This is a genomic window from Streptomyces clavuligerus, from assembly GCF_005519465.1.
Lineage (GTDB): Bacteria > Actinomycetota > Actinomycetes > Streptomycetales > Streptomycetaceae > Streptomyces > Streptomyces clavuligerus.
Genome location: NZ_CP027859.1, coordinates 1,472,179 through 1,493,845 on the forward strand (window position 1 = coordinate 1,472,179; position 21,667 = coordinate 1,493,845).

The following is a 21,667-nucleotide window of genomic DNA, read 5'->3' on the forward strand; positions in this document are numbered from 1 at the left end:
CGACCCGTCGAGAACCACTCCGGAAGGCCCTCCGTGGACGCACCAGCGACCCGCACCCCCACCCGTTCCCCATGGTTTCTGCGCGAGCCGTCCCCGGTGGCGGCGGCCCGGCTGTTCTGCCTGCCCTACTCGGGGTGCGGCGCCAGCATGTACCGCCACTGGCCGCAGTCGGCCGACGGCGTCGAGATCTGCCCCGTTCAGCCTCCCGGCCGGGAGAACCGGATGCGGGAACCCGCGTACTCCACGTACGAGGCGCTGGCCGACGGTCTCGCCGAGGCGCTGCTGCCCCATCTGGACCGCCCCTACGGACTGTTCGGGCACTGCGGCTCCGCGCTGGCGGCGTACGAGACGGCCGTCCGGCTCGCCGCCCTCGGCGCGCCCGCCCCGGCGCGGGTCTTCGTCTCGTCCGAGGTGGCGCCCCAGGACGGCCCCTACGGGCGCTTCCTCGAACTGGACGACGAGGAGCTGGCCGACGAGCTGCGCCGACTCGTCGCGGAGCTGGGCGGCACCCTGGAACCGGGGCTGCTCGCGCTCTACCTGGGCGTCCTGCGCAACGATGTCGAGATGAACAAGCGGTACCACGTGGCCGAACCGGTCCGGCTGTCCTCCCCCCTCACCGCGATCGGCTGGACGGAGGACACCGGTATCCCGCCGTCGCTCATGACCGGCTGGCCGGCCTGCGGGGCGACGGACTTCGTCCTGCTGGACGGCGGCCACTACCGGTTCATCGAGGCCCCGCCGGAGCTGCTGACCCTCCTGACCGGTGCCCTCCGCCCCGCGCCAGGGCAGGGCGGAGGCCGTCCGGGCGCCGCCTAACCCATGCTCTTGGCCCCGTCGATCGACTCGCGGATGATGTCGGCGTGGCCCGCGTGCTGAGCGGTCTCGGTGGCGATGTGCATCAGGACCCGGCGGGCCGACCACCGCGCGCCCGGCTCGAACCAGGGCGCTCTGGGCAGCGGCCACGCGAGGTCCAGGTCGGGCAGGGCGGCCACCAGCTCGTCGGTCGCGCGGGCCGCGTCCGCGTACGCGTCCAGCACACCTGCCAGCGTCTCGTCGGGCAGCAGCCGGAACTCGTCCGCCCGCTCGGCCCAGTCGGCCTCGGTCAGATTCATGAAGTCCTTCGTCGCCGAGGGACCGTTCCGGATGAAGTCCACCCAGTTCCGCTCGACCGAGGTGACGTGCTTGATCAGGCCGCCCAGGCACAGTTCGCTGTCGGTGGTCCGGGCGCGCGCCTGCTCGTCGGTGAGGTCGCGGGTGGTGAAGCGCAGGAAGTGCCGCGCGCCCGCCAGGCTCTCCAGCCACTCGGCACGCTCACCGGTGACGGCGGTGCCCGGGCCCTCGGCCGGGTCGGGGGCGGTGGTCGGCTCGTTGTTCGTCATGGTTCGGTCCCGTCCTTCGGTCGTTCCTCTGCCGCATCGGCCGAGAACCACGCTAGGCCCCATAGAGGTCAGATCCTGACCTCTATGGGGCGAAGGCGTGCGGCCGGACGGCAGCGGAACCCGGTCAGGAGGGGCACCGGGACAACGGAGCGCCGGTCGGCGCCTATGCGTTCACCCTTACCCATTGCAACTCTCCCTCGGGCCTTCCCTTTGTGTTTAGTGCCAATTCCATTGCAATGCACTCCACTTGTTCGTCCTTCTGCTGGTCAGCGGAGATGATTACTCTTTTGCTGATTCGGTGAACGCAATGTAGCGTCGTGGTTGTTCAGAGATCACTGAACGAAGACGGGATGCCGGTCGGGCATTCCGCGAACCCCCTCCCGCCCCTCGTGGGCCGGTCATGACGGAGATGCGTGATGGGTAAAGGCAACAGCGGCTTCTCGGCGTCGGGGCTGCGCAGGATGCGCGACGTACTGGCGGGATACGTCGACTCCGGGCGGATTCCCGGGCTTGTCGCCCTGGTCGCCCGGGGCGACGAGACACATGTCGAGGCGATCGGGACCATGGGCGTCGACGGCGGTGCGCCGATGCGCCGGGACGCCGTCTTCCGGATGGCCTCGACATCCAAACCCGTCGGGATCGCGGCGGGGATGGTCCTCCTCGACGAGTGCAGGCTGCGGCTGGACGACCCGGTGGCCCCGTGGCTGCCCGAACTCGCCGATCGGCAGGTGCTGAGAAAGATCGGCAGCCCGCTGGACGACACGGTGCCCGCGCGCCGGCCGATCACCGTACGGGACGTGCTGAACTGCACCTTCGGGCTCGGGATGGATCTGGCCTCGATGGGCACCCCGATCCAGGGAGCGATCCAGGAGCTGGGACTCACGGGCCAGGGCGGGCCGCAGCCCGCGCCGGACGAGTGGATGCGCCGCCTGGGCACCCTCCCGCTGATGTACCACCCCGGGCAGCAGTGGGCCTACCACATCGGCTCCGACCTGCTGGGTGTGCTGGTCGCGCGGGTCACGGGCCAGTCGTACGGGACGTTCCTCCGGGAACGCGTCTTCGAGCCGCTGGGGATGGAGGACACCGCTTTCCATGTCCCCGAGGACAAGATCCACCGGCTGCCGCCCAGTTATGTCCCCGACCCGCGGACCGGGGAGTTCATCGTCTGGGACGAGGCGGCGGGCGGCAGGTACAGCCGGCCTCCGGAGTTCCAGAGCGGCGGCGGTGGGCTGGTCTCCACCGTCGACGACTACCACGCCTACTTCCGGATGCTGCTCAACGAGGGGACGCACGGACGGGAACGGGTCCTGTCCCGGCCCGCCGTCCAGCTCATGACCACCAACTGCCTCACCGCCGAGCAGGAGGCCGTCCGGTCCGCCCAGGCCCGCGACAGTGTCCAGATATCGTTCGGCCAGGGCCAGCAGGGCGGCTGGGGCCTCGGAATGGCGGTCCGCACCTACCGCGGTGACTACGCGCCCGTCGGCCAGTTCGGCTGGGACGGCGGCACGGGCACCACGGCCTACGCCGACCCGCGTGAAGGGGTCATCGGCATTCTGCTCACCCAGGTCTGCCTGTCCGTTCCGGACCCGGCGCGGCTCGCCCAGGACTTCTGGACCACGGTCTACCAGGCCATCGAGGACTGACACCCGCACCGGCACGGGAACTCCCGGCCCGCGCCCGGCCCGCCCGGTGGGACCGCGCGCCGCCCCGCGCACCGTGCCCGGAACGCCGGACGCCGGGGGCGGGCCCGGCCGGTACGGCTCCCCGGCCGGGCCCGCCCCGTCCCGCAGCGGGTTCGACCAGCCGTCAGATGCGCACCTGCGAGAAGACGGCGGGAGAGGTGAAGACGATGGTGGCGCCCGGCGCGAGGACGGGCGTGTTGAAGGCGGGCCCCCCGCTCTGCGCGCGGTAGGTACCGGCGCAGCGCTCCACACCCGCGGTGATCCGCTGCCGGTTCGCCCAGGTCCCGTTGATCGTGCCCGCGCCGCGGAACCCGTAGGAGGCGTACGGGACACTCGTCGGGGCGAGGACACAGTCCCCGGCCCGGGGCGGGTTGTTCACGACGATGAACGGGGTGAACTCGGGCTCGGGCTCGGGCTCCCCGAAGCCGAGGAACGTGATCGTGCCGGCCTCGGGGTCGGCCTGGTAGCGGGCGACCTTCCCGGCGGGCGCGGCGTCGCTGGGGACAGCCTCTCCCACCCAGGTCAACGACGACGGCGCCGCCTCGGCGCTCCCGCCAGCGGCCGAGGCCGAGGCGGTGCCCGCGAGCAGACTGCCGACGGCCAGGGCGGTCACCGCGACGACCTTCTTGGACATTCGCATAAGAACTCCAGAAGTCCGAGGCCACGACAGTCGCGGCCCTCATGAAGATCGAACATACCGACGGCAGGGCCATCACGGTGGAATAACAATACGACCACTTTTGGTCATGAGGCGGCTGCTGGTTGGCTCTGGAGTGACTTGTGCGACCGGATGCCCACAAGCCCGGCCGGAGCGGACGACACCCCCCCCGGCGCTGACCTCCACCGGGACCGGTCCGCCCCGGTCCGGCCGATGACCGCCCCCGACCGCACGCACGGGCGGTGGGAGCGGTCCGGCACTTCCTAGCGCAGGGTGAAGTTCACCTCGGTGTTGTTGCCGCTGCCGCCGGTCCAGGAGCACTGGTAGCCGCCGGGCGCGGAGCAGCTGTAGCTGTTGCTCCCCCAGTAGGGGTTGTTCCAGTGGACCCGCACCGGACCGACGCCGACCATGTCATAGGTGACGGTCCCCTCGGTGCCGGTCATGAAGCCGTCGGACTCGCTCTGCCAGGAGGTGGACGTCCCGGGACCGAGGTCCTCCCCGGGGAACTGGTTGCCGCTCCAGATGCCCCACTGGAGTGCCGCGTTCTTCCTGAGCAGTCCCTTGCCGCTGTGGTTGTTGAAGGTCACCCGGGTGCTGCGGGCGGCCTGAGCGCTCACCGGCCCGTCCGCGACGGGCTTCCCGGCTGTCTTCCCCGCGCTCTTCCCCGCGGCCCAGACCTCGAAGGCCACCTGGGCGTTGTTGCCGCTGCCGCCGGTCCAGCCGCAGTGGTAGCCGCCGGGGGCGGAACAGCTGTAACTGTTGCTCCCGATGTAGGGGTTGTTCCAGCGGACGACCAGCTCGCCGCCACCGAGGGAGTACTTCGCCTCCCCCTCCGTGCCGGTCATCATGCCGCAGGACTCGCTCTGCCACGACCGGGTGGTCCAGCGGGAGACGGACTCGGGCGGCAGTTGCCCGTTGGTCCAGCACCCGTGATCCAGGTTGGTCCAGGAGCGGAAGAGCATCGTGCCGGTGGAGTTCTTCAGGGACACGGCCGTACTGCGGGCGGCCCGGGCGGACACCGGACCGGAGGCGGCGGCCGAGGCCGACGAGGCGGACGAGGAGGCGCGGTCCGGCGTTGTGGCGGTGGGCGCGGCCTGAGCGGTGGGGGCGAACGCGGCTGCCGCTCCCGTCACCAGCGCGGTGGCGATCAGCGCCCTGGCCGCGTGCCGGAGCGGGCCGGTACGGGAGGGACGGGCGGCCCGGTGGTTCATGGCGATGTGGTTCATGGCGATGTGGTTCATGGGTGTCGCCTTTCGGGGAAGAAGGGGGAACTGCGCGTGTCCGTGCGGCTGCCCGGGGCCGGGCCCCGGCGGCCGGTCACCAGTAGATGAGCTGCCATCCCCTGTCGATGACATACGAGACGAGGTAGTCCACCGCCTTCGAGGTGGCGACCAGCGTGAAACCCATCAGCAGGGCGTCCCCCTCGGTGGTGAAGTAGCCGGGGAAGGTCCGGCTCAGCGCGCCGGCATCACCACCCGCCGTGTCCGCCGTGTCCGCCGTGCGGGCCGTGACCGTCGCGGCACGGCCCTCCGCGGCGTGCGCGGTGACGGTGGAGCCGGCGCCGAGAACCGCGGCGAGAAGAGCGGAGAGGGCGAGCGCCCTCGTTCTGCCAGTACGTCGCATGGTCATCCCTCCGAGACGGGTCCTGCCCCTGTGACCGGACCCCGGTGGTTGCAGAGGCAAGCCTTCCTGCCGCGCCCGCCGCGGGGCATCGTGGAAAACCGCATACGTGGATGGGCCATGTACCCGGAGCCGCCACGCCGTGTACCGCGACCGCGCCCCCTCGGATACCGTGTTCGCCGCTGAGCGCCCCGGCGCCCGGCACGGACCGATCCGTGTGAGGGCAGGGCGTACTGCCCCGACGTGTGCCCTTCGGTGCCTTCCTCCGTCACCGCCGCTCAGGTGTGGTGAGGTGTTTACGCTGCGACCGAAAGGCGGCACCGCACATGACGCACGAGCACCGCCCGGCCTCCACCACCGAAAGGCGGCACGGGGAGGCCCCCGCGCGAGAACCCCTGATCCGGCAGGACACCCCGAACCTCCAGCGGACCGCCGGGAACGCGGCGATGGTCCGCCTGCTTCAGCTCACCGGATACCCCTATGCCCAGGACCGGCACGGCCCCGGCTGCGGCCACCGGCCCGAGCAGCCGACCGCGCAGGCCGCCCCGGTGCGGCGGGCCCCCGTTCGGGACGCCTCGCCGCCCGAGGGCCCCGCCGCACCGCGGCAGCAGGACGGCGCGTCGCCCCCGGTGCAGCGCCTGGTGCAGATCGTCACCTCCTGGCACCCCCTCAGGGGGACGCGGTACACCGACGATCCCGACGAGGGGCGCCAGGAGCTCCCCCTCCGTACGTTCGACGATCTGTGGTCGCAGGTCCAGGACGCCGTCCGGGGCTCGGGGGACAGGACCTTGATGGCGGAGTTCAAGAAGAACCAGCCGTCGGTCATGGAGCAGACGCGCAAATGGGTCTCCGACTCGGCGGTGGGGGAGAAGGGCGGAAAGCACAGCCCGAAATTCGGCCGGAAGAAGCACGACGTCGACTACAGCACCGTGCTCGAACTCGCCCGTGCCCTGGTCGGCTGGGTGCTCCAGAAGCCGGGGAGGCACGAGGAGAAGGAGTACGCCCGGTGGGTCGCGAACGACGACACCGTCGCCGCGGACCTCGACGCGGTGCTGACGAAGGTCCGGGGGTGGATCGACGGGCTCGGGGGAGCGGACCCCGCGCAGTTCTCCACGAAGAAGACCGCCTTCGAGCTGGAACGTGCCCTGAACGAGCTGAAGACCGGCAAGGGAACGCCCCGGACCCACTCGGAGCAGGGCCCGGCGGAGTTCGGCCCCTACCAGCGCCACTTCGACGCCCCGGGCTCCGCGCACCCCACCGGGTTCCGCGGCGACTTCCTCGCGGTCCTCGACGACCCGGCGCGGTACGACGTCAGGGACAAGATCATCGTGCTGCACGATCTGTACGAGTACTTCAAGGACGACACCACCCGCGCGCTGCCCGAGCCCGAACGGGCGGGCGAAGGCGTTCTGGAGATGACGCCGAAGGGCCCGTCGGGCCGCAATATCCTCGCCACACAGGACCTGTTGGACGACGGCACGGCGAAGGTCGGCACCGATCGCGGCTCCAGCAAGGCCGTGCGCAACGAGCGGGCGGACTCCACCCGGACGGCCAGGGCCCACCGCATCCCCGTCTGGGCGGGGGCCTCGCACACGACGGCACGGATGCTGCACCTCGCGCGCGAGGCCGGTGCCACGACCGACGAGCTGAACGCCGTCTCCCTGGGGATCTTCAGTTTCTGGCGCATCGAGTACGACCACACCAGCACCTTCGCCGCCCACACCCTGCACGAGGTCCTGGACATCGCGGCCAACTTCGGCGTGGCGTACAACGCGAAGATGCCGCAGGCCGGTTCGGCGAGATATCCGCAGATCATGAGAGAACGGATGAAGAAGGCCGACGAGAGATTCCTGGAGCAGTACGACCGCCTGGCCGAGGCGATCAAACGCTTCAACACGGGCTTCGGCCTCATCCGCCCCGGACGGACCGCCCGGAGGCAGCACAAGGAGATGGCGGCCCATCTGCTGGTCGAGTACGGACAAGCCCTCGACCTGTGCCGGGTTCCGCGCCAACGGGCGGAATCCGCCACCACCGTCACCGACATCCGCGACGCCGCCCAGGAGTACGCGGCGGCCCTGCGCCAGGTCCTGGACCTCTACGACCGGATCTGCGCGCTCGTCGTCGTCCAGGGCTCCCTCGCGGAGAACGACCGGGACGCCATGGGCGCCAGCGGTCTCGAACGGCAGCCCGCCCGCGACCGGGTGTGAACCCCGGCGGCACGGCCGCGACCACCGAGGGCCCCGGCCGTCGCACACAGCGCCGAAGGCTCAGCCGCCGTCCGGCGCGGTGTACGCGAAGTCGTACACGGCGAAGTCGGTGACCGGACGGTATCCGATCCGCTGATAGAGGGCGTTGCTGGTGGGGTTCTCCGGATCGGTGAACAGGACGACCTCCGTGGCCCCCGCGTCCAGCGCCGCCCGGGTCACCGCGACCGTCACGGCGCCCGCGTAGCCGCGTCCGCGCAGAGCGGCCGGAGTGAAGACGGGGTCCACCCGTACCTGACCCTCGACCACCGGGGTCGAGCCCGCCAGGGAGACCGGAGTGCCGTCCGGTGTCTCCCAGAAGGTGTAGTGCTTGTCGGCGAAGCGCGTCCCGGCCCAGGACTCGGCGGTGATGGTGACGTCCTCCCCGACGTCCTGGGCGAATGCGCGGAGCCAGCGCATGAGGTGCTCACGGTCCCGCTCGCCCACGGCCCGCCCCCGCCCCGCCGGAACCGGTTCCGGCGGGGTGAGCGTCCCCAGCCGGTACAGCCGGAGCCGGGCATGGGGAGCCACCGCCGCGCCTGTCCGCCGCTGCCACGCCTTGGCGAAGGCGGTCGCGGCGCGCCGGTCCCCGGTGACACCGAGCAGGTCCGGGACACGGTCCGCCAGCAGGTCGGCGAGACTCCGGGCGTGCTCAAGGGGGAGCGCACCCAGACTCACCCGGCGCCCCGGCAGATGGTGGAAGGTGGCCAGCACCTCGCCCGCCGTCCGCTCCAGCCGGCCGAAGACGGGGGCGACCCCGGCGCCGTACGCGTCCGGGCCCTGGGTCCGCAGCTTGTCGGTCACCGTCAGCAACGAGGTGTGGACGGCGAGATGGGCGTGGAGGAAGTCGGAGGCGCGGGCGAGGAAGTCGTCGGCGTTCCCGGTGAGACGCCAGGTGTCTGAGTGCATGCGTCATGATCACTCACCCGTGGGGCCGGGGGCACATCACGGTGTGATGATCCGGCGGACACCCGGCCCGTTTTTCTGTCCGGCCCGGGAACCCCGCGCGGGGCACGGCCGACTTCTCCCCCGTACGCCCGCTCCACCCGTACACCTGCTCCACCCGTACGCCCGTACGCCCGCTCCACCCGTACGCCCGCTGCATCCATGCACGCACGCACCCGTGACAGGAGAACGAGATGAAGCGCAGGGAACTGCTCCGTACCTCCACCGCACTCGGCGTGACCGGCGCGGTCGGCGCTTTCGCGGGCACCGCCGCGGCGGCACCGGCCGGGGCGGCGGAGCGCGCGGACCCGGGGGAGCGCGGCGGGCCGCTGCGGGTGCAGGTGGTCATGTTCGACGGGGTGGAGGAACTGGACTTCGCGGCCCCGTACGAGGTGTTCGCGGCGGCGCGGTTCTTCACCGCGCGGCCGGTGGAGGTGCGGTACGTCTCCGCCACCCGGACCCCGGGGATCACCGGCGCCTACGGGACGGCCGTCGGCGGGATCGGCCGCTGGGCGCCCGGCGAGGCCGACATCCTGGTGGTGCCCGGCGGCGGCTACGGCCGTCCGGACAGCCCCGGCGTCCGGGCGGAGATCGAGCGGGGCACCCTGCCCCGGGCCCTCGCCGCCGCCGCGCGGCCGGGGCTGACGATCGGGGCCGTCTGCACCGGTGCGCTGCTCTGCTCGGCCGCCGGCCTCACCCGGAACCGCCCCTGCACCACGCACCACCGGGCCCGCGCCGACCTGGAACGCCAGGGCGGTGTGCTCAAGAACGCCCGGGTCGTGGACGACGGGGACCTGGTGACGGCGGGCGGCATCACCTCCGGACTGGAGCTGGGCCTCTGGCTCGTCCGCCGCGAACTCGGCCCGGAGGCGGCCCTCGGCGTGGAGGCCATGATGGAGTACGAGGCCCGGGGCACGGTCTGGACCCGGTCGTAGCCCTGGCGGCCCGCCCGGGAGGCGGCGGCTCAGCGCATCGAGTCGAGGACCAGCCGGAGATCGTCCGGGGTCGTCGCCGGATTGACGACCGCGAGCCGGGTGCAGGCGCGCCCGCGGTGGCCGGTCGGGGTCACGAACGCCTGCCGCGAGGCGAGGAGGCCGTCGCTCCAGCGCGCGTAGTCGTCGGCCCCCCAGCCGCGGCGGGCGAAGGTGAGCACGGTCAGATCGGGTTCGACGAGGAGATCGAGATGGTCCGAGCGCCGGATCAGCTCGGCACCGGCCCGGGCCGTGGCGAGCGTCCGCTCGACGGCGTCGCGGTAGGCGTCGCTCCCGTGGACGGCGAGGGAGAACCAGAACGGCAGGCCGCGGGAGCGCCGGGTGAGTTGGAGCGCGTGGTCCGAGGGGTTCTGCCCGCCGCAGGCCGCGACGGGTTCGAGGTAGGCGGCGTGCTGGGTGTGGGCCGCGCGGGCCAGGGCCGGGTCGCGGTAGAGCAGGGCACACGAGTCGAACGGGCCGAAGAGCCACTTGTGGGGGTCGACGATGAACGAATCGGCCCACTGGACGCCGTCGTAGAGGTGGCGGACGGTACCGGCGGCCAGACCGGCGCCGCCGTAGGCCCCGTCCACATGCAGCCACCAGCCGTTCTCCCGGGCGACCTCAGCGATCCCGGCGAGGTCGTCGACGGTACCGAGGTTGGTCGACCCGGCCGTGGCGACGACCGCGAAGACTCCCGCCCGCCGCTCGGGCGGGAGCCCGTCGACGACGGCCCGCAGCGCACCGCCCGTCATCCGGCCGCGCTCGTCGCCCGGCACGAGAACGACGTCCGCGTCCATGACCACGCGCAGGGCGTGCGTGACGGAGGAGTGCGCCTCGTCCGACACACACACCGCCCAGCGGCCCGGTGCGCCGGAGCGCTGTCGCCGGGCCGTCTCGCGGGCCGCGACCAGGGCGGAGAGATTGCCCAGGGTGCCGCCCTGGACGAAGGTGCCGCCCGCCCCCTCGGGCAGACCGGCCAGATCGGCGATCCAGCGCAGCGCCTGGTTCTCCGCGAACGCCGCGCCCGCGCCTTCGAGCCAGGAGCCGCCGTACACGTTGGACACCCCGACGAGCATGTCGAACGCGGACGCCAGCTTCGCCGGGGCCCCCGGGATGAACGAGAGATAGCGCGGGTGGTCGACGGTGAGGCACGCCGGAGCCAGTACCTCGGTCCACAGCTCGATCGCCCGGGCGCCGCCGAGACCGGCGGCGGTGATCGTCTCTCCGGCGGCGGACTCCAGCCGTTCCTGGGTGGCCGCGCCGCCCAGCGGCACGTCCGAGGCGAGCCGTGCCACGCTCAGACGGGCCAGTTCCCGGACCGTCTGCTCGACGGCGGGGGTGAATTCATGCACAGGACGTCCTCTAGGAGTGCGATCGACGGGTTTCCCGCGCCCGGGCGCGCGGGCGGGGTGCCGCCCGCGCCGGGGAGGCGCCGCCGGCCCGGCGGGTACCGCTGCGGGCCGGGCGCGGCGAGGCACCCGGCCCCGGGGCGGACGACCGGCCGGAAGCTGGTCGTCATGGGCACAACAGCCATTTCCGCACGGCCGCACGTCCCCGTCCATCGCGCATTCGTGGACACAGCGTCCGCGATACACGGACGGTGGTCCTACGCTGTCGGCCATGGATCTGCGATGGATACGTGTGCTCGTCGAGCTGGCCGACCACGGCACGCTACGGGCCGCGGCCGATATGACCGGCTACAGCACCTCCGCCGTCTCCCAGCAACTCGCGGCCCTCCAGCGCTCCCTCGGCGTCGCCCTCGTCGAGCCCGTCGGCAGGACGCTCGCGCTCACCCCCGCGGGCCGCGCCCTGCTGCCCCACGCGCGGACCGTCCTCGCCGCACTCGACACGGCCCGCGGCGCCCTCGCGCCGGACGGGCCGCTCATCGGCCGGGTCCGGCTCGCCGGGTACGCCACCAGCCTCGCCCACCATGTGATACCGGCGGTCACTGCCCTGCGGGAGCGGCACCCCGGGCTGACCGTCACGATGCAGGAACGCGAGCCCTCCGAGGTCCGGGGCCTGCTCGACCGCGACGAGATCGACATCGGCGTCGTGTACGACCTCAGCCTGGTCTCCCGGGGCGCTCCGGCCACCGCCTACCACCAGGTGCCGATCGAACTCGCCGTCGCCGCCGCGGACCGCCGCCCGGCCGAGGAGATCATCGCCGACCCGGCGACGGAGTGGATCGCCAACTCCCGTTCCAGCGAGGACGACCGGCTGGTCCAGCATGTGACCGCCGGTCATGGCTTCAGCGCCCGGCTCCTCCACCACGTCGACAGTCTCGACCTCGTCGTCCATCTCATCGCCGCCGGGCTCGGCACCGCCCTCGTCGCGGCCGACGGCCCCCGCCACCCCGGTGTCCGCCGCCTCCCCCTGAACGGCCTGGCCGGGACCCGGCGCAGCTACGCCCTGACCCGGCCCGGCCGTGAGAGCTGGCACACCAACGCCGCCGTCATCAGCGCCGTCGCGGCCTCGGCCCACGACCGCTGAGCCCGGACCCGCCACGCCGGGCACCGGAACGGCATCGCGCGGCGGAGCGCTCTGCGCGCGGGGGCAGGGGCGGCGGTGTTCCCGGTGGAGCGAGCTGGAGCGATACGGAGCGAGGCGGAGTGTCCGAGTCTCCCCACCGCGGGTGCCTCCGCCCCCGGGCCCGGTGGCCGCCCGCGCCCGGGCCGCTCCCGGTGCCGTGCCCGGTCACACCGGACCGGGGAGGACGACGGTGCCAAGGAGTCGTCAGAACGCCGTCAAGGGCGCGGGAAGGCGCCGCCCCGGGCCCCCGGCCGGGCCTAGATTCCGGGGCAGCCGTTCATCCACCCCCTCCGACGGCCCGCAGGCACCACCCGCACGGACGGCGGCTGTGGACCCCGCGGCCGACACCCCACCGGTACCCCCGCCGCCCGCCCGTCCGGCGACGGCCTCTCGCTGAAGGTCTCCCGATGCACCCCTCCGCGTCCCCGCAGGCGCCCCCCACGGCCGACGGGTTCCTCCCGCAGCCGCCGCCCCCGCCGACCGGCCCGCTCCGGCCCGCGCGACGGCGGCACACCGCCCCGCGGAGAGGACTGCTCGACGCCGCGCAGATACGCAGAGCCCTCCCGGAGGCCCTGCACAAGCTCGACCCCCGCACCCTGGTACGGAACCCCGTACTCTTCGTCGTCGCCGTCGGCTCCCTCCTCACCACCGTCTCGGCGGTGTTCCACCCCACGGTCTTCACCTGGCTGATCACCGTCTGGCTCTGGCTCACCGTCCTCTTCGCCAACCTGGCCGAATCCGTCGCCGAAAGCCGGGGCCGGGCCCACGCCGCCTCGCTGCGCCGCTCCCGCGCGGACATCACCGCCCGACGGCTGCGGCACTGGCGGTACGGGATCAACCCCCGCCGGGCCGAGGCCGACACCGTCCCCGCGGCCGAACTGCGCCTCCTCGACTTCGTCCTCGTCGAGAGCGGCGAGGTCGTCCCCGCCGACGGCGAGGTCGTCGACGGCGTCGCGGCCGTCGACGAGTCCGCCATCACCGGCGAGTCCGCCCCCGTCATCCGCGAAGCGGGCGGCGACCGCTCCGGAGTCACCGGCGGGACGACGGTCCTCTCCGACGGGATCGTCGTCCGTATCACCGCCCGCCCGGGACACTCCTTCCTCGACCGCATGATCTCCCTCGTCGAAGGCGCCCGCAGGCAGAAGACACCGAACGAAGTGGCCCTGAACATCCTGCTGGCGGCGCTGACCCTCGGATTCGTCCTGGTGGTCCTCACCCTCCAGCCGATGGCCGCCTACGCGGGCGCCGCCCAGTCCACCACCGTCGTCGTCGCCCTCCTCGTCACCCTCATCCCGACCACCATCGGCGCGCTGCTCTCCGCGATCGGCATCGCGGGCATGGACCGGCTCGTCCAGCGCAATGTCGTCGCCCTCTCCGGGCGCGCCGTCGAAGCCGCCGGAGACGTCGACACCCTGCTGCTCGACAAGACCGGCACCATCACCCACGGCAACCGTCTGGCGGTCGGCTTCGTCCCGCTGCCCGGGGTACCGGCCACCGCGCTCGCCGACGCCGCCCAGCTCTCCTCACTCGCCGACCGGACCCCCGAGGGCCGTTCCGTGCTCGCGCTCGCCGAGCGGCAGTTCGGCCTGCGCCCGCCGACCCCCGAGGAGCTGCCGAACCCCCACTTCATCGACTTCAGCGCCCGGACCAGGATGAGCGGGGTCGAACTGCGCTGGGAGAACGGAGGAGGCTGCGCCATCCGCAAGGGCGCCGCCGCCGAAGTCGTCGAATGGGTGACGCTGCGCGGCGGAACGGTGCCCCGCCAGGCCCGCGACTGGGCCGACGGGATCGCCGTGAGCGGGGGCACTCCGCTGCTGGTCGCCCTCCACGACGAGGACGGGCCCCGGGTCCTCGGCCTGGTCCACCTCAAGGACGTGGTCAAGGACGGCATGCGGGAGCGGTTCGAGGAGCTGCGCCGGATGGGTATCCGGACGGTGATGATCACGGGGGACAATCCGCTGACGGCGCGGGCGATCGCGCGGGAGGCGGGGGTGGACGACTTCCTGGCGGAGGCGACCCCGGAGGACAAGATGGCGCTGATCAAACGGGAGCAGGCGGGCGGGAAACTCGTCGCGATGACCGGCGACGGCACCAACGACGCCCCCGCCCTGGCCCAGGCCGACGTCGGCGTGGCGATGAACACCGGCACCTCCGCCGCCAAGGAGGCCGGGAACATGGTCGACCTCGACTCCGACCCCACCAAACTCATCGAGATCGTCGAGATCGGCAAACAACTCCTCATCACCCGCGGCGCCCTCACCACCTTCTCCATCACCAACGACGTGGCCAAGTACTTCGCCATCATCCCCGCGATGTTCACGGGCGCGTACCCGCAACTGGAGGCGGTGAACATCATGGGGCTGCACAGCCCGACCACCGCCATCGCCTCCGCCATCATCTTCAACGCCCTGATCATCGTGGCGCTGATCCCGCTCGCCCTGCGCGGAGTGCGCTACACCCCCGCGTCCGCCCATGACCTGCTGCGCCGCAATCTCGCCCTGTACGGGATCGGCGGCCTGGTCCTGCCCTTCCTCGGGATCAAACTGATCGACCTGGCGCTCTCCGTGCTGCCGGGTCTGGGCTGAGGACCGGGGCCCCGGGCGCCGCTCACCGTGAGATCAGCGGCCCCGGCCGGGCCGCAGCGGATACCGGTGGGCCGGGGGGTGGCCGATCGGCAGGCCCGGCCGCCACAGGGTCAGACACTGGGCGCTGGGCACGAACAGACCGTCCGGCAGCGCGTCCGGCCGGTGCCAGCGCCAGTCGCCCACCGTCTCGCCCGGCTGGTCGGCGGGTTCCCCGTCCCAGGAGGTGACGAGAGCGGCCACGGTCGCGCGAGTGGTCCCGGCGGCGGTGTCGAGGAGCAGCCCGAGGAGCTGGACGCCGTCCTCATGGGCGGTGAGCCCGGTCTCCTCGGCGAGTTTCCGCACCACCGTCCGCGTCAGCGGCTCGCCCGGCTCCACCGCTCCGCCGGGCAGCTCGACGGTGCCGCGCCGATGGCGGCCGAGGAGCACCCCGTCCGGGCCGTGCAGGATGATGCCGACCCCGAGCGTGGCGTGCGGCACGGGCGGACGGCCGGTGCGGGGGGCGGAGGTGATGGTCCGCGGGGTGTCCGGCCGTGCCGCACCGTCCGGCGCGGGAGCGGTGGGAGCGGTGTGGCGCCGGATCACATCGCGGGTGACGGGGCTCATGCGCAGCCGGGGCAGGATCTCCGGCGCGAACCACCGCAGCATGACGCCCTCCGTCAGGGGCAGGGCCCCGGGGTCCCCGTCCCACTGCCCGGTGAAGATCTGCACCGGCAGGGCGGACCCGTCGTCGTCGGTGGTGTGCACGACGGCGAAGGGCTCCAACGGGCCGGGCTCCAGGGCGGCCTCCTCCCGCAGCTCCCGGCGGACGGTGTCCTCCAGGTCCCGGTCACCGGGTTCCCGGCCGCCCCCGGGCAGGGACCACGCCCCCGGTTCGCGGATTCCCGGGATGTCGTCCCGCAGATGCAGCAGATACTCCCCTCGGGAGTTGTGGAGCAGGGCCGAGGCGTTCGCCGGTGGACGATCCGCGGTCATGGGTCACCGCCTGGGGAGAGAGGACATGAGGGGCCGCCGCCCGCGGTGGTGGCGGGTGCGGACGGCGGCGGGGCCGAAGGGGCGGACCTGGTCAGACGCCGAGCTGTTCCGAGGCGAGGGCGGTGCCCTCCACCCGGGCGGCGATCTTGGCGAAGGCCACCTCACGGGAGGTGGAGGTGTCGTCGGCGAAGGGTGCGAAGCCGCAGTCGTCGCAGGTGCCGAGGCGGTCCACGGGGATGTGCCGGGCGGCCTGGAGCACCCGGTCGCGGACCTGCTCCGGGGTCTCCACCACCGGGTCGATCGGGTCCGTGACCCCGACGAAGATCTGGTGCTCGGGCGCGGCGTGGTGGGCGACGCAGGCGAGCACCCGCTCGGGGTCGGACTCCCCGGCGAGCTGGAGGAAGAAGGAGCCCGCGCGCAGCCGGAAGAGCCGGGGCAGCAGCTCGGCGTAGTCCACATCGGCGCTGTGGGTGGAGTCCTGGTCCCCGCCGGGGCAGGTGTGCACACCGATCCGGGACCGCTCGTCGGCGGAGAAACGGTCCAGCAGGGTGTTGTTGAGGTCGATGAAGGCGTCGAGCAGCCCCCCGGAGGGGTCCAGCTTGAGCGCGAGACGCCCCTCGGTGAAGTCGATCTGGACCCGGTGGGCCCCCTCGTCCAGACAGCCGCGGATATCGGCCTCGGCCCCGGCGAGCAGATCGTCGACGAAGCGCTCACGGGGGTAGCCGTCAATGCCGTCCGCCGGGTAGAGCAGACTCAGCACGGAGGGCGCGATCACGGCCTGCTTGACGGGCCGCCGGGCGAACCGGCGGGCGGTCCGGAGGTAGTCCGCCGCGTGCCGGGTGTAGTGGAAGGGGCCGCCGGTCAGCCGCGGCAACTGCCGGGTGTGGCCGTCGGCGAAGGGCACCACGGCCCCGTCCGGGGCGAGTTGTTCCAGACCCGCCACCGGGTAGGTGGCGAAACTCGGCTTGGCCTGCTCGCCGTCGGTCACCACCGGGGAGCCCGCGGCCTCCAGACGTTCGATGGTGTCGCGTACCGCTTTCTCCTGGACGGTCGCGAGTTCCTCGTCGGTGATCCGTCCGGCCGCCTGGTCGGCGAGGGCGGAGAGGAGTTCGGCGGGACGGGGGATGCTGCCGATGGGCTCGGTGGGAAGCGTCATGCGGGGGATGGTAGGGGCGGTTGATCATCCATTCCGGAAAAGTCCCCAGGTGTGAACGATAATGATCGACTTGATGGATGAATATTCTTTTCTGTGAGTCGTATTCAGTTCATTTGAGATCGAGACTGACCGACTGTTGTGGGGCCGTGGCAGCGGACCCCACGGTGACCACGCGGTGGGCCGCAGACCTCCCGACAGACGCCGGACATCACCCGGGTGGACGGGGCGGGATGCCGGGGGCGGGACGCCGGAGGAGGCTGACGCGTGCCGACGGGGACGGAGCACAGGGTTCGGGCCGTCGTCCCGGGACACCCGGGCCACCGCCGTTCACCCGGTGAGGAGAGGCCATGGACGAGGTGTTCGAGCAGGTCCGCGATGTGTGCACCGACGTGCTGAACACGGAAGCGGACAAGGTGGTCGCCGGGGCGCGGCTCGTCGACGACCTCGGCGCTGACAGCATCGACTTCGCCGAACTGCGCGAAGCCCTGGCGGAGAGCCTGGGCGTGGCCCTGAGCGAGGACGCGGTGCGGGCCGCGGTCACGGTGGCGGACCTGGCCGCCCTGGTGCGGAACGGGCTCGGACCGCGGGACGGCGGCTGACGAGCGCCGCGCCGGAGCCCGTGGGACCGGTCACCGCGCGACCGGTCACCCCGCCAGGGGAACGAGTCCTTCGAGGTCGCCCGGCGCGATGACCAGGCAGGCGTTGAGGCTGCCGAACCCGAAGGAGTTCGACAGCACGGGAGCCCGTCCGACCCGCCGGGGCCGCCCGGCGACGACATCGACCGGACACGCGTCGTCCGTGTGGTCGTGATCGGCCACCGGCGGCACCAGACCCGGCGCTCGCCCGGACCTGCTCGTTCCCGCCATTCTCCCGCGGCGGACAGCCGCCCGCACGCGCGGCTGTCCGCCGTGTCCTCGGCCCGTCCGTGCCGGGTGCGCGCGGTCACTCACAGCCGCCCGCCGGGCGGTGGGTCCAGCCGCGCCCCCTTGCTCCGCAGATCGTCCAGCATCCGGCCGAAGTACCCGTCGTCGAACGCGGGAGCCGCCCCCGGCGCGGGCAGCAGCCGGTGCGTCCGCTCGCTCGACACCCACACCCGTCCCCGGGCGCCCGGCGGCAGGATTCTCGGCAGCAGCCCGGCCAGCCGCACGGTGCCCGGCGCCACCCCGGGCAGCCTCTCGACCTCGGCCACCCAACGGGCGTACGGCACGGGCTCCATGGGGAAGCCCGTCGCGGCCACCCGGCCGAAGTACTCCTGGAACCAGAGGGGCTCCCGTTCCACCGTGTGGAAGACCCCGCCCCGGGCCGCGTCGTGCAGCGACAGGTCCGCGATCACCCGGCTGGTCCGGTCCACCGGAGCCACCGCCAGCGGGAACCGGTGCACCGGGAAGCACCCGGCCCGTACGCTCGCCTCCGTCAGCCGCATGAACCAGTCGCCCGGCGCCGCGTTCCCGCGCGTGGACGGCAGGACGACACCCGGCCGGTACACGGACACCGGCAGCCCCCGCCGCCCCGCCTCACCCACCAGCAGCTCGGCGACGAACTTGCTCTGGCAGTAGCCGATGTCCACGGGCTCCGGCAGCGGATCGTCCTCCACGATCGGGCCCGCGCCCTCCGCGAACCGCCGCAGTACCACCCCCAGCGTGGACACATGGTGCACCGGCACCCCGCCCGCGCGGACCGCGAACGCCAGGACCCGGACCGTACCGGTCACATTCGCCGTGCGTACCACGCTGTACCCGGACGCCAGATTCACCGACGCCGCGCAGTGGTACACCGCCCCCACCTCGGCCGCCAGCGCGCCGTACTCCGCCTCGCCGAGCCCGAACCGGGGCCGGGCCAGCGACCCGGGCACCACCGACAGCCGCTCCGCGTCCGCGGCCGGGACGCGGTGCCCGGCCAGGGCCTGCGCGAGCCGCCCGCGAGCCGCAGCCGTGTCCTCGCCCCGGACCAGACAGCGCACCCGCCACCGGGTGGCCCGCAGCAGGTCCGTCAGCAGATAGCCCCCCAGGTAGCCGGTGGCTCCGGTCAGCAGCACCGTGCCGGGCGCGTCCCCCGGGCGGGCCGGTGTCAGGCGCTCGGGCACCGCCTCGTACGGCAGCACCAGGTCCGCCCCGACCAGACGTGCCGTTTCCGGAGGCAGGGGAACACCTCCCACCCCTCGACCGTGACCGGGCCCGGGGGGACTCGGCAGCCCGTCCCCGGCGGCCCCGGCCCGCGGGATGGTCCCCTGTGCGCGGCGCCGTGCCGCGCGGTCACTCGTCATGTCGCTTCTCCTCGGTGGGCCGGGGCCCTTCCGACAGGGCCGGGTGGTCGGGGGTGAGGTAGGAGCCCGAGAGGTGGTCGCACGCGCCCGCCGCGAGGAGCAGCGCGCCCCGGGTGCTCCGCCCGGTGGTGACGGTCCGGCCCGCCGCGTGTTCGTCCAGGTACCAGCGCTGTATCCGCGCGTCCCAGGAGCCCGGGGCGGGACGGGAGGTGAAGTGGGCGGCGGCCATGCCGATGGTGAGCAGGCCGGGGTGGTAGGCGAAGACCGCCACGCCGTGGTGGCGCAGTTCGGCGGCGAGGTTCTCGGTGAACTTGATGACGGCGGCCTTGGAGACCGAGTAGGCCGACATGTGCGGCCAGCGGTGGTGCCCGGCATGGCTGGCGACGGCGATGATCCGGCCGTGGCCCTCGATGACCGTCGGCAGGAACACATGACAGGGCAGAAAGGTGCCGCGGAGGTTCGCCTCCTGGGTGGCCCACCACTGCTCGGGGTCGTTCTCCCAGGCCGGACCGGAGGGACCGGCCACCCCGGAGTTGCAGACGAGGGTGTCCACCGCGAACCCGTCTGTCTCCAGCCGGGCCGCCAGCTCGCACAGGGCCCGGTGGTCGGCGCTGTCCACGGCGGCGGCGCGCACCTCGCCGAGGGCGGCGAGGGCGGTACGGGCCTCAGCCAGTGTGGCGGGGTCCCGGCCGGTGATCGCCACCCGGGCGCCGTGCCGGAGGAAGTCCTCGGCGAGGGCCCGGCCCAGGCCGCGCGAGCCGCCGGTGACCAGGACGGTGCGTCCGGTGAGGTCGGGCGGCTCCGGGACGCCGCCGGAGCCTTCGGGGGCGGGGCCGGGGGACCGGTGCAGCCTGCGCAGGGGCTTGCCGGACGCGGTCCGTTCGACGGCGGGGATCCCGGTGATCCGGTGGGGCCGGTTGTGGGGCGCCAGGCGCTCCGTGACGAAGTCCTGGAGGGCGGTGGCGAGTCGGGGGGTGAGCCGGGTGCCGGGCGTCAGCACGACGCGGGCCACCGGGCGTTCGCCGTCCCGGGGGTGGTCCACGGCCACCAGGACCGCGTCCAGGACCGCCGGGTGGTCGCGCAGCACCGCCTCGACCTCACTGGGGGACACCTGGTGCCCCCGGCACTTGATGATGTCCTTGAGCCGGTCGACCACCCGGAGACAGCCGTCGTCGTCGACCTCGACCAGATCGCCCGTGGCCAGCCACCCCTCGGCGTCCGCGATCCGCACCAGGCGGCCGTCCGGGCCGAGGAAGCCGTCGGCGACCTGGGGCCCGCGCAGCAGCAGCTCACCCGTCCGGCGCCGACCGCCCCCGGTGCCGTTCACCGTGTCCTCCACCGCTTCCTCGGCCGTTCCGCCGGGCGGCACCACCCGGTACTCGGTTCCCGGTACCGGGTATCCGCTGGAACCGGCGCGGCGGGGCCCGCCCCGCCGGACGAAGTGGGAGGTGTTCGCCTCGGTGAGCCCGTACGCCCCGTCCACGGGGACGCCGAGCGCCTGTTCACAGCGGATCGCCGCCCCGGCGGGCAGTGGCGCGCCGCCGCTGAGCACCTGGTGCAGGCTGTGGGGCCGCCGGTGGTCCGAGGCCGCCCGTTCGGCCAGGTCGTGCACCATCGTCGGCACGGCGTGCAGCAGGGTGACGCCATGGGTGTCGACCGCGTCCAGCGCCGCGGCGGCGTCCCAGCGGGGCAGCAGAACGACGCTCGCACCGGTGAACAGCGCGTGGTTGAGGACGTACTGGAGACCGAAGACATGGCTGAACGGGAGCACTCCCAGCAGGACGTCGTCCGGGCTCAGCGGCTGGGCGGCGGAGAGCTGGAGCAGGCCCGCCACCAGGTTGCGGTGGGTGAGGGCGACCGGTTTGGGGCTGCCGGTGGTCCCCGAGGACCAGGGCAGCAGGGCCAGATCGGCGGGCGGGTCCTTCGCGGCCGGTCCGCCGCCCCGCCCGGAGGCGGGGGCGGGCCGGGGAGCGGACAGCCGTCCGCCGTCACCGGTGAGCGTGCGGCGGGCGCCGATCGCCTCGCTCCGGCGGGCCAGTTCGGGGCCGGGCGTGCCATGGACGACGGGACTGACCACCGTGCCCGCGGTGAGCAGCCCCAACAGCCCGGTGACGAAGCCGACACCGTTCGGCGGGTCGAGCAGAACCCGCTCACCGGGGGCGACCCCGGCGCGCCGGAAGGCGGCGGCCGAGGCCAGGGCCAGGTCGGACAGCTCCTGGTGGGTCCAGCGCCGTCCGGTGGCGGCGTCGATCAGCGCCGTGCGGGACGCGATGGCCGGAGCGGGGCGCAACAGCTCGTGCAGGGGTGTGCCGGGGATGCCGGGGGCCGGTGCGCCGGATTCCAGAGGGGCCGTGGACATGACGGACTCCATACGTTGTGGGCCGATCCCGCCCGCGCGGTGAGCGGCCGTGCGCCGGGCCGGGCGGACCGGAGGCGCGGGAAGACCGGGAAGACCGGGAAGACCTGGCCCGTGCCGGTCCGGACGCCCGGGGAACCGGGTGCGCGGCGATCCGGCGGCGCCCCGGGCGGCCGGAGCCCTGGCGGCTCGTCGGCCCGGGACAGCAGAGCACGGGACGACAGAGCCCGGGACGGCAGGGCGCGGCGGACACGTCCGGCGCCGCCGGCCGTCCCGCCGCCCTGCCGCACACGATCGGCCGGGCCGCG

At 73.3% G+C, this 21,667-nt stretch carries 18 protein-coding genes; 7 read left to right on the plus strand and 11 right to left on the minus strand.

Translation table 11 applies throughout. The features are described 5' to 3' along the window. Positions 1–33: 33 nt before the first annotated feature. Positions 34–816, plus strand: a complete 783-nt coding sequence (locus CRV15_RS34470) for a thioesterase II family protein (RefSeq protein ID WP_003963618.1) — start codon at positions 34–36, stop codon at positions 814–816. Here CRV15_RS34470 and CRV15_RS34475 read toward each other — a convergent pair. Next, positions 813–1,379: a DinB family protein gene (locus tag CRV15_RS34475; protein WP_003963619.1), complete on the minus strand. Its 567-nt coding sequence runs from the start codon at positions 1,377–1,379 to the stop codon at positions 813–815. The genes CRV15_RS34470 and CRV15_RS34475 overlap by 4 nt on opposite strands. Before the next feature lie 416 nt (positions 1,380–1,795). Here CRV15_RS34475 and CRV15_RS34480 point away from each other — a divergent pair, with 416 nt between their 5' ends. Beyond that, positions 1,796–3,022, plus strand: coding sequence for a serine hydrolase domain-containing protein (locus CRV15_RS34480; RefSeq protein ID WP_003963620.1), 1,227 nt, complete (start codon positions 1,796–1,798; stop codon positions 3,020–3,022). A gap of 163 nt (positions 3,023–3,185) precedes the next feature. Here the strand turns inward: CRV15_RS34480 and CRV15_RS34485 are convergent, their stop codons facing one another. From CRV15_RS34485 to CRV15_RS34495, 3 genes are all read right to left on the minus strand, one after another. Continuing rightward, entirely contained in the window at positions 3,186–3,695 is a 510-nt protein-coding gene (locus tag CRV15_RS34485) for a hypothetical protein (protein ID WP_009999582.1), read from the minus strand. A 287-nt stretch (positions 3,696–3,982) separates the two neighbouring features. After that, positions 3,983–4,960, minus strand: coding sequence for a hypothetical protein (locus CRV15_RS34490; RefSeq protein WP_003963621.1), 978 nt, complete (start codon positions 4,958–4,960; stop codon positions 3,983–3,985). A gap of 76 nt (positions 4,961–5,036) precedes the next feature. Further along, on the minus strand, positions 5,037–5,342 hold the full coding sequence (locus tag CRV15_RS34495) for a hypothetical protein (protein ID WP_230864289.1): 306 nt from the start codon (positions 5,340–5,342) through the stop codon (positions 5,037–5,039). A 323-nt stretch (positions 5,343–5,665) separates the two neighbouring features. Between CRV15_RS34495 and CRV15_RS34500 the strand changes: the two genes are divergently transcribed. Next, the gene (locus tag CRV15_RS34500) at positions 5,666–7,546 is read left to right on the plus strand and encodes a hypothetical protein (protein WP_003963622.1); all 1,881 of its coding nucleotides are present in this window, start codon (positions 5,666–5,668) and stop codon (positions 7,544–7,546) included. Positions 7,547–7,606: 60 nt separating this feature from the next. On the opposite strand, the gene CRV15_RS34505 is transcribed toward CRV15_RS34500, so the two are convergent. Beyond that, positions 7,607–8,491, minus strand: a complete 885-nt coding sequence (locus CRV15_RS34505; protein WP_003959093.1) for a GNAT family N-acetyltransferase — start codon at positions 8,489–8,491, stop codon at positions 7,607–7,609. A gap of 230 nt (positions 8,492–8,721) precedes the next feature. On the opposite strand from CRV15_RS34505, the gene CRV15_RS34510 reads away from it, so the two are divergent. Continuing rightward, entirely contained in the window at positions 8,722–9,462 is a 741-nt protein-coding gene (locus tag CRV15_RS34510; RefSeq protein WP_003963624.1) for a DJ-1/PfpI family protein, read from the plus strand. Positions 9,463–9,491: 29 nt separating this feature from the next. Here the strand turns inward: CRV15_RS34510 and CRV15_RS34515 are convergent, their stop codons facing one another. After that, a complete protein-coding gene (locus CRV15_RS34515; protein WP_003963625.1) occupies positions 9,492–10,850 on the minus strand; it encodes a pyridoxal phosphate-dependent decarboxylase family protein in 1,359 nt (452 codons plus the stop codon). Positions 10,851–11,118: 268 nt separating this feature from the next. On the opposite strand from CRV15_RS34515, the gene CRV15_RS34520 reads away from it, so the two are divergent. Together CRV15_RS34520 and kdpB are read left to right on the plus strand one after the other, a co-directional pair. Next, positions 11,119–11,988, plus strand: a complete 870-nt coding sequence (locus CRV15_RS34520; RefSeq protein WP_003963626.1) for a LysR family transcriptional regulator — start codon at positions 11,119–11,121, stop codon at positions 11,986–11,988. Between the two features lie 446 nt (positions 11,989–12,434). Next, positions 12,435–14,612 (plus strand): potassium-transporting ATPase subunit KdpB, encoded by a 2,178-nt coding sequence (gene kdpB / locus CRV15_RS34525; RefSeq protein WP_003963627.1) that lies wholly within the window; start codon positions 12,435–12,437, stop codon positions 14,610–14,612. Positions 14,613–14,645: 33 nt separating this feature from the next. Here the strand turns inward: kdpB and CRV15_RS34530 are convergent, their stop codons facing one another. After that, the gene (locus CRV15_RS34530) at positions 14,646–15,584 is read right to left on the minus strand and encodes an NUDIX domain-containing protein (RefSeq protein ID WP_003963628.1); all 939 of its coding nucleotides are present in this window, start codon (positions 15,582–15,584) and stop codon (positions 14,646–14,648) included. 91 nt (positions 15,585–15,675) lie between these two features. Further along, a complete protein-coding gene (locus CRV15_RS34535) occupies positions 15,676–16,740 on the minus strand; it encodes a cobalamin-independent methionine synthase II family protein (protein ID WP_003963629.1) in 1,065 nt (354 codons plus the stop codon). A gap of 347 nt (positions 16,741–17,087) precedes the next feature. On the opposite strand from CRV15_RS34535, the gene CRV15_RS34540 reads away from it, so the two are divergent. Beyond that, positions 17,088–17,339 carry an acyl carrier protein gene (locus CRV15_RS34540; RefSeq protein ID WP_003963630.1) on the plus strand — a complete coding sequence of 84 codons (252 nt, stop codon included), beginning with the start codon at positions 17,088–17,090 and terminating at the stop codon, positions 17,337–17,339. A 45-nt stretch (positions 17,340–17,384) separates the two neighbouring features. On the opposite strand, the gene CRV15_RS36195 is transcribed toward CRV15_RS34540, so the two are convergent. The 3 genes from CRV15_RS36195 to CRV15_RS34550 form a co-directional block, all read right to left on the minus strand. Then, positions 17,385–17,558 (minus strand): hypothetical protein, encoded by a 174-nt coding sequence (locus tag CRV15_RS36195; protein ID WP_009999586.1) that lies wholly within the window; start codon positions 17,556–17,558, stop codon positions 17,385–17,387. Between the two features lie 128 nt (positions 17,559–17,686). Then, on the minus strand, positions 17,687–18,895 hold the full coding sequence (locus CRV15_RS34545) for an SDR family oxidoreductase (protein ID WP_230864288.1): 1,209 nt from the start codon (positions 18,893–18,895) through the stop codon (positions 17,687–17,689). Positions 18,896–18,992: 97 nt separating this feature from the next. Then, positions 18,993–21,362 (minus strand): SDR family NAD(P)-dependent oxidoreductase, encoded by a 2,370-nt coding sequence (locus CRV15_RS34550; protein ID WP_230864287.1) that lies wholly within the window; start codon positions 21,360–21,362, stop codon positions 18,993–18,995. Positions 21,363–21,667 lie beyond the last annotated feature (305 nt).

Bases quoted from the DNA above. Each gene is read 5' to 3' on its own strand.
- CRV15_RS34520 (WP_003963626.1), top strand. From the start codon at position 11,119: ATGGATCTGCGATGGATACGTGTGCTCGTCGAGCTGGCCGACCACGGC.
- CRV15_RS34535 (WP_003963629.1), bottom strand. From the start codon at position 16,740: ATGACGCTTCCCACCGAGCCCATCGGCAGCATCCCCCGTCCCGCCGAA.
- CRV15_RS34485 (WP_009999582.1), bottom strand. From the start codon at position 3,695: ATGTCCAAGAAGGTCGTCGCGGTGACCGCCCTGGCCGTCGGCAGTCTG.
- kdpB (WP_003963627.1), top strand. From the start codon at position 12,435: ATGCACCCCTCCGCGTCCCCGCAGGCGCCCCCCACGGCCGACGGGTTC.
- CRV15_RS34490 (WP_003963621.1), bottom strand. From the start codon at position 4,960: ATGAACCACATCGCCATGAACCACATCGCCATGAACCACCGGGCCGCC.
- CRV15_RS34475 (WP_003963619.1), bottom strand. From the start codon at position 1,379: ATGACGAACAACGAGCCGACCACCGCCCCCGACCCGGCCGAGGGCCCG.
- CRV15_RS34550 (WP_230864287.1), bottom strand. From the start codon at position 21,362: ATGTCCACGGCCCCTCTGGAATCCGGCGCACCGGCCCCCGGCATCCCC.
- CRV15_RS34530 (WP_003963628.1), bottom strand. From the start codon at position 15,584: ATGACCGCGGATCGTCCACCGGCGAACGCCTCGGCCCTGCTCCACAAC.
- CRV15_RS34495 (WP_230864289.1), bottom strand. From the start codon at position 5,342: ATGCGACGTACTGGCAGAACGAGGGCGCTCGCCCTCTCCGCTCTTCTC.
- CRV15_RS34540 (WP_003963630.1), top strand. From the start codon at position 17,088: ATGGACGAGGTGTTCGAGCAGGTCCGCGATGTGTGCACCGACGTGCTG.
- CRV15_RS34500 (WP_003963622.1), top strand. From the start codon at position 5,666: ATGACGCACGAGCACCGCCCGGCCTCCACCACCGAAAGGCGGCACGGG.
- CRV15_RS34510 (WP_003963624.1), top strand. From the start codon at position 8,722: ATGAAGCGCAGGGAACTGCTCCGTACCTCCACCGCACTCGGCGTGACC.
- CRV15_RS34505 (WP_003959093.1), bottom strand. From the start codon at position 8,491: ATGCACTCAGACACCTGGCGTCTCACCGGGAACGCCGACGACTTCCTC.
- CRV15_RS34480 (WP_003963620.1), top strand. From the start codon at position 1,796: ATGGGTAAAGGCAACAGCGGCTTCTCGGCGTCGGGGCTGCGCAGGATG.